The following is an 11,126-nucleotide window of genomic DNA, read 5'->3' as shown; positions in this document are numbered from 1 at the left end:
GATCGGTTCTCACTGACCATCCCACGATGGCTCACCACGTCGACAATCCGACGCTCAGAACCCCGGAAACCACACCACCCCAGGGGACGTCACCCGATCGAGTGTCTCGGACCTGTCGAGTAGAAGTGTGCGGCGAGGTCCGGGAAGCGCGAAGCCTCCGCAATTACCGAGCGATGCAGCGCCACTGCAGGCTGGAGTGCAGAACAAAGACGGTCTCTGTCGCCACGTCGATCAGAGATCCGGTGGCATTTGCCACAGCCCGGATCCGGTCGTGTTCGCGCTCGACCGCCGCGGCGAATAGTGCAGCTTTGTCGCCAACATCGATGTAGAGAGTACGTTTCGTGACTTCCGCCGTTGCAGCAATGATGTCAAGGCTGGCCGCTTCGAAACCACGCGCCGCGAACATCTGGACTGCAGCGTCGAGGATGCGATCCCGGCGCACGGCACGTTCTTCACCGGTTGGCCTGCCTCGTTTCGACATTTTGACTCCCTGCCTTTCTCCTTAATGAGACTCTTCAGTTTCATTAATGGAGAGCACCAATGTCACTGATCGCACACATCGCTATCGTCGACGACTGGGAGTCGGCACGGAACCTCGGAGAATACGCAGTCTCCACACGCGGCGTCAGCCTCAACGATGCGGGATTCGTGCACGCCGTCACGTTGAGCGGTGTCGGTGACGTACTCGAACACCGTTACGCGCATGCTCGCTTCGACCTTCTGCTGATAATTCTCGACACCGACGCACTCCTCGCAGAGGGCCTCGGAGTGACGGAGAACACGCCCGGCCAGCCGCAGGTGGACGGTCCAATCCAAACTGACGGTGCGGCCGTGGTTGAGGTACTCCTTATCGAGCGATCGGCGAACGGCTTCATAGCTCCGGACCGCCGACACCTTGACACTCGATCACATCTCGATTGAGGACGAATCAAGGTCACATGGTTTGGAGGCTATGAGTGTCCGTCCCCCGAGAGATCGTGAACTATCGGCACGCTGGGGTCCGCGAGGTCTTGGGCGAGAAAGATCGCGCGACGGAGGACATCGAGCTATTCGCGATGCCCTTTTGCTTTCGAGGGCCGTAATCGTGCTTCGCTTCGGGGGATCTTGCTGCCTACGTGGACGAATTGCGGCGAGCCGGACAGGTATTCAGTGAACCTACCCTGAGACGAGGAGAAACTCATGGATCGAGAGATGTTGGATGACCTGCTGGACGCTTCGGCGCCGGGGCGACCGGTGATCGATAAGAAGGACCTGCGCTTGATGCTCGCGGATGCGCGGCGTGTGGCGCGTCCCTCGAGGAAGTATCGGCGGACGGCGTTTTTCAGTGGCGCCCTCGCGCTTCTGCTCGCTGGTGGGGCCGGGGTCGCGACGGCGGCTTCGGGCTGGCTCTGGGGCACAGGGCTGGAGAACCCCGACCGGACCTACAGTTACACGTCTGCGACGTGGGGAGAATGCGAGATCCGCTACAGCGCTGTCGACACGCACGATCCGATGATCCAGGGCGGCGTGGACCGCGCCGTCGATGACTGGTTCGCGAACACAGACATCGAGGCGGCCGCCGACCCGTTCGTGGTGAAGCATCTCGCGGCGCTTGAAGCTGCGCAGGCAGCGACGGACCAAGCCGACATCGATCCTCAGGCTGCGGAGATAAATGAGTGGACGGCCCACGACCTGGCTCTGCAAGAAGCCGCCATCAACGCGTTGAAGGCGCGAGGGTTTGACCTCACCGATCTGCCCGCCCCGAAACTCCCCGAGTATGACTCGGACTTCGAGGAGTTTGCCGCGGTGAAGTGGCACAGCCAGCTGCATTGCAGCGGCGAAGACTGGAATGGCGACAAATGACACGCCACCTGGAAGACGCGGCACTGATCATGGCTTTCGAGGCGAACGCGACCGACCTGCTGGCGTACCTCGCCCGACGCGCCGGCCCCGACGACGCTCCCGATCTCCTCAGTGAGACGATGGTCACCGCCTGGCGGCGGGTTCGCCACCTCCCCGCGGAATCAGAACGGGCACGAATGTGGCTATTCGGGATCGCACGGAAAACGCTCCTCAACCATGCGCGCGGCGAACGCCGTCGATGGGCACTTGCCGACCGTATCCGCGGCCACCTCCACCATGACTCGGCGGCAAACCCTGCCGACGACGGCACCGAGGTTCGCGACGCGATTGCCCGCCTCGAACCAGCCCTGGCGGAACTCATCCGACTGGTCCACTGGGAAGGATTCTCGCTGACAGAAGCCGCGAAAATCCTGGACATCCCGGCGTCCACGGCCCGCAGTCGCTACCAAAAAGCGAAAGCAGATCTCCGCACAGCACTGATCTCTGAAGTCCGAATCGCCTAGCAACTTCGATAGTGAACAGCGCACGCCCCTCTGAGCGGTCCTCTCGAACTCCGGGGCGTCGATTCCGCTCAGACGCACCCGCGCTACTCCGCTCCGGGGTGAGGCATCGAGTGGGTTCTTCGAAGGCGGGCAGATCGAAGCCTTCGACCATGCCGTCGTGACGGCCTACTACTGGCCGGTCCCGCTTCTGCACGATGAGCTGGCCACTGCATCGCTCGCCGTAGTCACCTTTCACGCTAAGAGCGTTCGTGCGACGTGTGGTCGGCCTGCGTCAGAGGACGGTTCGCGAACCAGCCGGAGAGACGCCTCAGCGCGTCGCTGCTGTCAGTTGGTCGTCAGAGAGCGGCTGGGTTGCATAACGAGCCGGATGGCCGCAGGGTCAGGATTGCTGGCATCCGGTCCACGGTGCACAAGCTGCATTCGGAGCTTCTGGGCGACGCGTTCAGATGCCTTGTTGTGCTCGAGGAGGTAGGCGACAACGGGAAGATCGGGGTGCCACATGTTCTGCATGACGCAACGCTTCCTGCGCCAGCTCGGTTGCGTAGCCCTGGCCGTGCGCGTGGGCGGCGAACCGGTAGCCGAGGTTCCAGACCGCGGTTGAGAGCATTCCGCAGCCGCCGTAGCCAATTATCGACGGCTCGCCTTTGGCTCTGGCCACCCACGTTCCTAGTCCATTCGAGTGCCAGTTGTCGATCCAGCGGTCGAGCATTGACGCCGTCTGACCCAGATCGGTGTGTCGGAGGCTCGGAAAGTGACTCCAGACGCGTGGATCGCTGCAAATCGCGAACAGCTCGTGGAGATCGTCGGAATTGGGACGGTTCAAGTCGAGACGTTCAGTCTGCGCGTCAGGGGGTTTGGCGTGATAGGTGGGCATGTATCGGACCTTGTCTCTTTCCGGCGAGTGTGTCGCGGCGCGGCTAAACGTCCGCGCCGATTGCCCTGCCGAGCTTGGCGATGGTTTGCTCGTTGCGGCGGTAGTGCGAGAACTGGCCGATACGAGTGCAGATTACTAGGTCTGCGCGTTGCAACGTCGCCATGAACTGTGAAGCGGTGGACTGGGACACGTTTGCGCGGGCCTGGATGTGTTTCAGGCACACTCCGACCTCGTCTGCTGGCTGGTCTTGCGGTGGAAATGAATTGCCGTCCTTGAGCCATCCGAGGATCGCCAGGCGGGTCGGGTGGCCAAGCGCTTTGAAAGCACCCACTAATTGATCGTCGCTGAGTTCGCCCATGACTCGAGACTAGCGCGAATCGTAATATCGCGATGTGACGATGTTGTGCTACAACTGAGATCGATAAATCGCGTTTTTACGATGGGAGAAAATATGGCACTGCGAACTGCGTTGGTGGTCGGAGCACGAGGTGTGATCGGAGGACGTCTGATCGAGCACCTCGAACGCGAGGGGGGCTGGTCGATCATCGGCCTGTCTCGACGTGGAGGCTTCAGCCAAGGAGCGGTGCGGCACGTCGCCGTTGACCTCCTGGACAGAGACGACACCGCTGCGAAGCTCGCGGGCCTGACCGGAGTCACCCATATCTTCTACGCCGCCTATCAGGACCGCGCCAGTTGGGCCGAACTCGTCCCGCCCAACGTGGCCATGCTTACCAACACCGTTGATGCGATCGAATCCGTCGCGCCGAACCTCGAACACATCAGCTTGATGCAGGGGTACAAGGTCTACGGTGCACATCTGGGACCGTTCTCGACGCCGGCCCGGGAGGACGATCCTCCGCACATGCCGCCGGAATTCAACGTGGACCAGCAACAGTTCCTTGAGCGTAGACAGTCAGAGGCCGCCTGGTCATGGTCGGCACTGCGCCCCTCGGTTGTGGTCGGAATCGGGCTCGGCAATCCCATGAACCTCGCCATGGTGATCGCGGTGTACGCCTCCATCAGCAAAGAGCTCGGCATCCCGTTCCGGTTCCCCGGCAAGTTCGGGGCGTACACAAGTCTGATTGAGATGACAGACTCAGGCCTGCTCGCGGAAGCCACCGTCTGGGCCGCAACGAACCCGGGCAGCACAAATCAGGCGTACAACATCACCAACGGCGACATGTTCCGGTGGTCCTCGATGTGGCCGAAGATCGCGGCGTTTTTCGACCTTGAGGTAGCGCCGCCTCTGCCGATGAGACTCACCGACGTAATGTCAGACAAAGCCGAGCTGTGGGATGCAATGGTCGCAAGACACAGCCTGACGAAGACCCCCTACTCGGATGTCTCCTCCTGGCAGTTCGGTGATTTCGTCTTCTCATGGGACTACGACGTCATCGCGGACACGTCGAAGTCGAGACGCGCCGGCTTCCACAAATATGTCGACAGCGAAGCGATGTTCCTCGGTATCTTCCAGAGACTCCGAGACCAGCGACTCATTCCCTAGGCAAGCGGCAGAAGAATGTCGTCTCACATCCGTGCGGTCGAGGAGCCGTTGAAGGTTCCGGTCGCGGACAGATGGAGAGCGTACCGACGCTACCCTAGGGGTGTGGAGATACCGGCGATCGCTGCTTCGATCGTGCGGTCGTTGGGGATCGACGTGGCTCGAACGTCCGCACTTCCGGGTGGAAATGAAAACCACGTTGTGCGTGTGAACGGGGACGGTCGCGATCTTGTCGTTCGGTTCTCGAAGGTCAGCGACCAGGTTGCCGATCCATTCGACGTCGAAGCGTTGTGCCTGCGAGCCGCAGCGACTGCGGGGATCCCCAGTTCTCCGATGGTCGCGAGGGGATGGCTGGATGGTCTCTCGTTTCTCGTCGTCGATTACGTCGCAGGAAACACCCCGTCGGCAAGCGATCCAGGGGCGTGGAGGTCTATCGGCAGGTTCGCCTCTTCGCTTGCCAAACTCGACGTCAGTGATGCTCCAGAGGCGTTGTTCTCGCGCTTCGGACGTGACCTCGATGTTGCGAGGCTGGCACACCTCGACTACAACAGGGAAGCGCTCAGCCACGGCGACGCACTGGTCCCTCGACGTCTACCGCCCCGACGAGCGCTCACGCCTCCTCCACATGCTGGACTGGCTTCAACAACGATCGCTTCCGCAAGGACTCATCCACGGCGACATGTCAACGCGGAATCTCCTAGGGGGCGAGCGATACACCCTCATCGACTGGCGCGGCGGAGGCCTGGGCCAATGTGGTCGAGGGGAGTGGGCTCACCGACGCGGAAGCCACGACGGTTGTGCGTGAGCTGACGGTTTTGAACGCCTTGGACGTCATCCGGTGGGCGCTCGCGTACGACCCGATCGGCTGCACGACCTCATACCCCAATCGACGGCGTTGCTGAGCGGATCGCTCCACTCCATCGATGGGTGAGGCTGACCGCCATGCGCTACGCTGTGGGGCCGTCGGCTGGGACCTGGGACTGCTCCGTTCGTAGCCCCACCAGGCGTCCGATGGTGGTTTCAGGGCTGGTTCAGTACCTCCCGGAGTTTAGCGGCGAAGGCCTCAGGCTGGCCTGCGTAGCCGAACTTGCCACCCATGAAGCCACCGTGGTGGCTGGGAAAGACCGTCGCCTGTTGGCCGAGCTGTTCGGCCAACGCGATCGCGGTCCGACCGGTATAGACCTCCACGGATTCCTCCCCGACCGCGACCACGATCCGGGTCGCCGCCGCCTTCAGAGCCTCGAGATCTGGCTGGTAGAGGGGCACCGCCCAGGAGCGGTGACAGCAGCGGGTCCTCTCGTGTGCCGTCGTCCTCCGTTGGCATCCCGAACGCGGCCGGCTCGGGCGCGGGCTGGGCGAGGTGCTCATCCGTGACCTCGCCCTCCCACGAGGTCATCGCGATGAACGCGGCCATTCCGGCTCCCCAACCCTTGTCCTGGTAAACCTGGGTGTATGCCGCCCGGGCCCGCTGGACAGCTTCCGCATCCGGCAACACGCAGTCGATCGGCGGCTCGTGTGCGACCAGGGTCGACACATCGTCCGGGTACGCCGTGACCAACGCGAGCGCGCTCACCGCACCGCCGCTGCTGGCAAGCATGTCCACCGGACCGGCGCCCAGCGCCCGGATAACCGCGTGGATGTCCTCGGCCTGTGTCTCCGGCTCGTTCGTGACCCCGCCGTCCTTCCGCTTGCTCCGGCCCAAGCCGCGCGGGTCGTACGTCACGACGGTGCGGTCCTCGAACAGCTTCACCTGGGCCTGGAACCCGCTCGCGTCCATCGGCTGGCCGATCATCACCAGCGGCGGGCGGCTATCCGTGGTCGGCAATGGCCCGTGGACGTCATAGACCACAAGTCGACCTCTGGTAGTTCGAGGGTGTGTTGCGTCACGGGCGGCCCCCTCCGTAGCAAGAATCTCACCGCATAGTACGTCGCGGCCCCCACAGCGCGCTACCGAATCCCCTTCTGATCGTATATTCTTTGCCGCTGAAGGTCCCTCTTATGACGGCAGCGCAAGGCATGAGCAAGGTGACTTCTACAATCGTGTCGTGACTACTTCGCTCCCGCCCTCGGCGCTACCTCTGTCAGCGCTCGAGCAGTCGCTTGTCGACCTCGCGCGCGACACCATTGATGCGGCCACTGATGCTGGCCCCGACGAAGACGGCGTGCACACGATGGGTGCGGCCGTTCGGGCGGTAGACGGGCGAACGTTTGTGGGAGTGAATCTTTACCACTTCACGGGTGGCCCATGTGCAGAACTCGTCGCACTTGGTGCGGCGCGAGCGGCTGGTGCAACTGAGCTGACGCACATAGTCGCGGTGGGCAATCACGGACGCGGGGTGAAGAGCCCATGTGGGCGGGACAGACAGATTCTCGCTGACTACCATCCGAAGGTGCGCGTGATTCTTCCATCAGCCGAAGGTCTCGTGAGCGTAATTGCTACTGACCTCCTGCCCCTTAGCTTTAACTTTCGCGCTGAACAGGTCTGACGCGCATCCGACATCGTCCGCTGGTTGATCGCGACGCGGGAGGTAAGCCGTCCCGTTCAGCCGCGGGGCCGCGACGGAATGCGAAAAGGGGTCTATCGATGCGCATTTCAGACGGTGCGTGGTGTACATCGGGATGGCAGGTGAACGGAAAAGCCAGAGCCTTCGAGGGCGACTATCCATATACCGTCTTGGCAAAGTCGCTCAAGTGGTTTCCGTGTGGCCGCGCTCGACCGAGCACTCGCCGAGGTCCGCGTCATCGAGGAAAATCATGCGGCCGTCCGCCGCGGTCAGGTTGCCCGCGCCTCAGCTTGGGCGCGGGACGCGATCGCCTGGATGAGAGTGGAGATCCGCTGGGCCGAATGCAAGACATCGGTCGAGGCCGTCGCGCTGAAAGACGCGGCTGTCCAACTGCTCCTTTGCATGGGACCTGGAATCGGGTGGCAGCTGTCGGTGGAAAGTCAACATCGGTGAACGTCACTCCTCCTTCAGCCAATGTTCGAGCGGCAGATGATGGAGTAACCGTGAACGATCTGACGCGCGAACTTGGTTATTACGACAACGGACGCGCGGTCCGAGCTGCACTCCGGAAAGGTCTTCCGAACCACGTTGCGAATCTTCCGTGCGATTCGCTAACCCTCGCGCAAGCCAGATACGTTCGAGGAAACCTCTCACCAAGACGATCGCCTCACGAGAGGCAGACGTGACATGCAGCGCTGCGAAAAGACCGCCATCTATCGTCGCGATTCATCACCCGAGCAACCCGGTCCGATAGGCGAGGACCGCAGCGTGGACGCGGTTGTCGATATTGAGGAGCGTGAAGAGGGCCGAAAGATACTGTTTGACAGTGCCTTCAGACAGATGCATTTGAGAAGCGATCTGAGAGTTCGACAGTCCTTGGCCGACGAATGCCAGTAGCTCCAGCTGCCGCGCAGTGAGCAGGTCGCGGATCCGCTGGATCTGCTGATCCGAGCGCATCGAGGTGCGTTCTCGCATGGCGAGCCACCGCGCCACGCGGGGGGAGAACGCGCCTCCGCCCTGAGCGAGCGCGCGGACGCCGCCGATCAGTTGTTGCGGATCGTCGGACTTGAGCAGGAATCCGAGCGCTCCGGCGCTCACTGCATCGCTGATGAGCAGATCGTCCGAGAACGTGGTGAGCATCGCGACCGGCAGATGAGGCTGATGCCGCTTGATGTCGCGCAGCGCCTGGATACCGTCGAGACGCGGCATCTGGATATCGAGTAGGACCACGTCGACGCAGTGCGCGTTGGCGGCCTTGGTCGCCTCAAGCCCGTCCTCTGCCTCGGCGACAACCTGGATGTCATCAGCGGTGGACAGAATCCCGACGATGCCGGCTCGGACGAGTCGATCGTCGTCCGCGATGAGAACGCGAATGGGCCGTACGGACGGGATCGAAATATCGGTCATGGCGCGGGCACAACTCCCGTGCGGGTGACGGCGTCGTCGTCAAAGCAGATCACATGAACGTCTCGACGATCGAAGAAGCTGACGTCGGATTCGTAGTATCGGCATTGCTCACCGCTCCTCGGCGGGAACTGATCGGAGGGCGCGTCGAGGAGCTCGAACGGAGGCAGTGAGAGCTCGACCTCCGCGCGAGAATCAGTAGGCTGTATTTCGGCAAACTGAAGCGGACTCATGACCGAGAGCATCGTGGCCGCCGTGAGGTATGCGGTGGTGACCACCAGCGCGGTAGCAAGGGTCGCCGCCGGCAGCGCGATAGCGGTTCTCGTCGCTTTGGTCCTGCCTTGCGCTGCTTCGTTCTCCGCGGCGACAATGCACTCCGCATCCGTCGCGCTATCGGCCGTGAGAGGTTTAGCGTCTGTCGGGAGCGTGAGCTTCAGCGCGAAGACGTCCGGCGAACGCCGAACGTCCAGAGTCCCGCCCAGGACTGTGGCTCTATGCCGAATTCCGACGAGCCCAAACCCGCTGGACGACGGTGAACCGGCTCCAGCGTCGGTAGGCATCGCATTGGAGACCTCGGCCATCATCGTGGAATCGGCGACATGAATCGAGATGTTGACCTGTTCACCGGGCGCGTGCTTCGCGGCGTTCGTGAGGGATTCTTGGACAAGTCGTGCGACCGCAGTCTGCGCCTCTGCGCTCAGAATTCTGCTCAGATCCTCCGGAACCTCGATGGTCACGGGGATGCCAGCTGAGCGCGCGCTTTCGACGGAGTCCACGATCGTGCGGGCGTCCGGAGCGGTGGCGACCACGTCGCGATCACGAAGCAGGCGCACGGCGATTCCCAGCTCCTCTGCCGCCTCCGCCGAAGCCTGGCGCAGCTCGGCGACCGCAGCGCGGTCAGCGGGCGCAAGGGTCCGATTGAGCGAGAGCTGTCCAAGCCGAACAGCGATCAGGGTGAGGCTATGGCCGAGTCCGTCATGCATCTCTGAGGCCAGTGACATTCGCTCATGCTGGATTGCGGTTTGTATGTCACCCGAGCGTCTATCGGCCTCCATCGCTGCTAATCGCCAGCCGCGATGGAGATAGTCACGCCGGTGCCGCAGCACCGCGGCGACCGCCAGAGGTCCTGCGAGCAAAAGCGAGGTGAGAAGGCCGGCGACCGTGCCCAAAACGAGGCCCTCGATGGTGAATCCCGGAAGCTGCATGACGATCGCCGACACCATCACGCAGGTGACAATGACGAGGAGAGAAACTCTCGGTGCAGTGAGAATCAGAACAACAGCACCAACGGCGATGACTGCCAGCGCGAGCAACGGGGCGTCAACGAGCAGCCAGCGCGACGAGAGCCCGGCCACTACAGCGACGATCGCACCGGCCACGGTACGGGTCCGCGTGCCCTGGGCGCGCTGGTTCAGTGATGGGGAGGTCATTCCACCAATGTACGAGGTGGTCGAATCGCGCGGCACTAACGATCGTCAGTGACAATGCAGCCGATCGTTAATTCTGGCACCTCTCCTCATTCTCATAGCGTCGCAGTCATGATCGATCTCATCTGGACGTTGTTGGACCAAGCGGGAGAGCATACGACCCTCCTGCTCGTCTGCGTGTTCCTCTTCGCCGTTATCGACGCAGCGCTCGGTGTGGGTGCCGTCCTTCCCGGCGAGACGGGGATCGTACTCGCAGCGATCGCTCTCGCGGATAGCCCCATACATGTCGCACTGGCCGTCGTGGCCGCGGCAGCCGGTGCCTTCCTGGGCGATCACATCGGCTTCGCCGTCGGGCGCAAGCTAGGACCGCGTCTCGGCGAGACAAAACTGATCAAACGCCTCGGGCAGGACAGATGGATGGCCGCCCGCGACTTCGTCGCCCGCCGGTTCTGGGTCGTCATAGTGGCTCGACTCATGCCCGGCATACGAACCCTCGTGGCGGCAGCCGCGGGAGCATCCACGATCCGTTACCGGCGCTTCGCCGCGATCTGCGCCGTTGCCGCAGCAATCTGGGCCACGCTTTGGGTCGTCGGCGGAGCGACGATCGGTCGGGTTCTGCTGGAGATCGTCGACAAGTACACGATCCCATCGTTCCTCGTGGCGGGAGTGGCGATCGCCACAGCCGTGGTCGTGCAGCGCCGAAGAGTTCAAGCCAGCTCATGAAGCAGCGTCCCTTCCCCGAGAGGTTCCCAGCTGACGCGGTCGTTGCGCGCTCTGCGACCGCGTCATGCGACGGCGTCAACTGGCGCTTGTTGGATATCAGTGTCCCGCTCGCAGTTGTCGTTCAATAGTTCGGTAGACCGTGGATCGGGCAACGTTAAATAGCTCGGCTATTTCCCCGGTCGAATGGGTGTCAGCATTGTGGATTTCCATGAGGTGTTTTTACTGCGAATTCGAGAGCGTGGGTTGCTTCCCACGGTGACGTCCCGCTGAGTGGTGGAATTTCTCGACACCGTGCGGGTCAGTGCTTCTAGCTTATGCGGCGGCGAGTTCTGGGAGGATCACCGCCTC

The 11,126-nt window shown here is 62.4% G+C and carries 17 protein-coding genes and 1 pseudogene; 7 read left to right on the top strand and 11 right to left on the bottom strand.

What is annotated here, in order from left to right:
• Nucleotides 1-89: 89 nt before the first annotated feature.
• Together IWX78_RS16495 and IWX78_RS16255 are read right to left on the bottom strand one after the other, a co-directional pair.
• Nucleotides 90-185 carry a TetR/AcrR family transcriptional regulator C-terminal domain-containing protein gene (locus IWX78_RS16495; protein ID WP_196834683.1) on the bottom strand — a complete coding sequence of 32 codons (96 nt, stop codon included), beginning with the start codon at nt 183-185 and terminating at the stop codon, nt 90-92.
• On the bottom strand, nt 164-442 hold the full coding sequence (locus tag IWX78_RS16255; RefSeq protein WP_196834682.1) for a TetR/AcrR family transcriptional regulator: 279 nt from the start codon (nt 440-442) through the stop codon (nt 164-166). The genes IWX78_RS16495 and IWX78_RS16255 overlap by 22 nt, the downstream gene beginning before the upstream one ends.
• A 98-nt stretch (nt 443-540) precedes the next feature.
• Between IWX78_RS16255 and IWX78_RS16250 the strand changes: the two genes are divergently transcribed.
• The 3 genes from IWX78_RS16250 to IWX78_RS16240 all read left to right on the top strand — a co-directional run bounded on the left by IWX78_RS16250 (nt 541) and on the right by IWX78_RS16240 (nt 2,345).
• A complete protein-coding gene (locus IWX78_RS16250) occupies nt 541-921 on the top strand; it encodes a DUF952 domain-containing protein (protein ID WP_196834681.1) in 381 nt (126 codons plus the stop codon).
• Between the two features lie 258 nt (nt 922-1,179).
• Nucleotides 1,180-1,842 carry a hypothetical protein gene (locus IWX78_RS16245; RefSeq protein ID WP_196834680.1) on the top strand — a complete coding sequence of 221 codons (663 nt, stop codon included), beginning with the start codon at nt 1,180-1,182 and terminating at the stop codon, nt 1,840-1,842.
• The gene (locus IWX78_RS16240; protein ID WP_196834679.1) at nt 1,839-2,345 is read left to right on the top strand and encodes an RNA polymerase sigma factor; all 507 of its coding nucleotides are present in this window, start codon (nt 1,839-1,841) and stop codon (nt 2,343-2,345) included. The genes IWX78_RS16245 and IWX78_RS16240 overlap by 4 nt, the downstream gene beginning before the upstream one ends.
• A gap of 324 nt (nt 2,346-2,669) precedes the next feature.
• Here IWX78_RS16240 and IWX78_RS16420 read toward each other — a convergent pair whose 3' ends face one another.
• From IWX78_RS16420 to IWX78_RS16230, 3 genes are read right to left on the bottom strand one after another with little or no spacing between them, the layout of a single operon-like run.
• The gene (locus tag IWX78_RS16420; RefSeq protein ID WP_334684821.1) at nt 2,670-2,855 is read right to left on the bottom strand and encodes a hypothetical protein; all 186 of its coding nucleotides are present in this window, start codon (nt 2,853-2,855) and stop codon (nt 2,670-2,672) included.
• A complete protein-coding gene (locus tag IWX78_RS16235) occupies nt 2,788-3,219 on the bottom strand; it encodes a GNAT family N-acetyltransferase (protein ID WP_334684819.1) in 432 nt (143 codons plus the stop codon). The genes IWX78_RS16420 and IWX78_RS16235 overlap by 68 nt, the downstream gene beginning before the upstream one ends.
• Before the next feature lie 43 nt (nt 3,220-3,262).
• A complete protein-coding gene (locus tag IWX78_RS16230; protein ID WP_196834678.1) occupies nt 3,263-3,577 on the bottom strand; it encodes an ArsR/SmtB family transcription factor in 315 nt (104 codons plus the stop codon).
• Nucleotides 3,578-3,670: 93 nt separating this feature from the next.
• Here IWX78_RS16230 and IWX78_RS16225 point away from each other — a divergent pair, with 93 nt between their 5' ends.
• Together IWX78_RS16225 and IWX78_RS16490 are read left to right on the top strand one after the other, a co-directional pair.
• Nucleotides 3,671-4,723 (top strand): SDR family oxidoreductase, encoded by a 1,053-nt coding sequence (locus tag IWX78_RS16225; RefSeq protein WP_334684818.1) that lies wholly within the window; start codon nt 3,671-3,673, stop codon nt 4,721-4,723.
• A 15-nt stretch (nt 4,724-4,738) separates the two neighbouring features.
• Nucleotides 4,739-5,530, top strand: a complete 792-nt coding sequence (locus IWX78_RS16490; protein WP_196834677.1) for a phosphotransferase — start codon at nt 4,739-4,741, stop codon at nt 5,528-5,530.
• Nucleotides 5,531-5,740: 210 nt separating this feature from the next.
• Here IWX78_RS16490 and IWX78_RS16415 read toward each other — a convergent pair whose 3' ends face one another.
• The 3 genes and pseudogenes from IWX78_RS16415 to IWX78_RS16210 form a co-directional block, all read right to left on the bottom strand.
• Nucleotides 5,741-5,986, bottom strand: coding sequence for a hypothetical protein (locus IWX78_RS16415; RefSeq protein WP_334684820.1), 246 nt, complete (start codon nt 5,984-5,986; stop codon nt 5,741-5,743).
• 229 nt (nt 5,987-6,215) lie between these two features.
• A pseudogene (locus IWX78_RS16410) lies at nt 6,216-6,497 on the bottom strand (alpha/beta fold hydrolase); the annotation flags it as partial.
• Nucleotides 6,498-6,801: 304 nt separating this feature from the next.
• Nucleotides 6,802-7,047 carry a hypothetical protein gene (locus IWX78_RS16210; RefSeq protein ID WP_196834676.1) on the bottom strand — a complete coding sequence of 82 codons (246 nt, stop codon included), beginning with the start codon at nt 7,045-7,047 and terminating at the stop codon, nt 6,802-6,804.
• A gap of 375 nt (nt 7,048-7,422) precedes the next feature.
• Here IWX78_RS16210 and IWX78_RS16205 point away from each other — a divergent pair, with 375 nt between their 5' ends.
• Nucleotides 7,423-7,677 carry a hypothetical protein gene (locus tag IWX78_RS16205; RefSeq protein WP_196834675.1) on the top strand — a complete coding sequence of 85 codons (255 nt, stop codon included), beginning with the start codon at nt 7,423-7,425 and terminating at the stop codon, nt 7,675-7,677.
• 276 nt (nt 7,678-7,953) lie between these two features.
• Here the strand turns inward: IWX78_RS16205 and IWX78_RS16200 are convergent, their stop codons facing one another.
• On the bottom strand, nt 7,954-8,631 hold the full coding sequence (locus tag IWX78_RS16200; protein WP_196834674.1) for a response regulator transcription factor: 678 nt from the start codon (nt 8,629-8,631) through the stop codon (nt 7,954-7,956).
• A complete protein-coding gene (locus tag IWX78_RS16195; protein WP_334684817.1) occupies nt 8,628-10,058 on the bottom strand; it encodes a sensor histidine kinase in 1,431 nt (476 codons plus the stop codon). Before IWX78_RS16195 ends, IWX78_RS16200 begins: the two co-directional genes overlap by 4 nt.
• Before the next feature lie 108 nt (nt 10,059-10,166).
• Here IWX78_RS16195 and IWX78_RS16190 point away from each other — a divergent pair, with 108 nt between their 5' ends.
• Nucleotides 10,167-10,778, top strand: a complete 612-nt coding sequence (locus tag IWX78_RS16190) for a DedA family protein (RefSeq protein ID WP_196834673.1) — start codon at nt 10,167-10,169, stop codon at nt 10,776-10,778.
• Between the two features lie 96 nt (nt 10,779-10,874).
• Here IWX78_RS16190 and IWX78_RS16185 read toward each other — a convergent pair whose 3' ends face one another.
• Nucleotides 10,875-10,988, bottom strand: a complete 114-nt coding sequence (locus IWX78_RS16185; protein ID WP_334684816.1) for a helix-turn-helix domain-containing protein — start codon at nt 10,986-10,988, stop codon at nt 10,875-10,877.
• Nucleotides 10,989-11,126 lie beyond the last annotated feature (138 nt).

Source organism: Mycetocola sp. CAN_C7 (assembly GCF_015752285.1).
Taxonomy (GTDB): Bacteria; Actinomycetota; Actinomycetes; order Actinomycetales; family Microbacteriaceae; genus Mycetocola_A.
The sequence above is the reverse complement of the archived record's forward strand: the minus strand, read 5'-3'. Positions and strand labels throughout refer to the sequence as shown.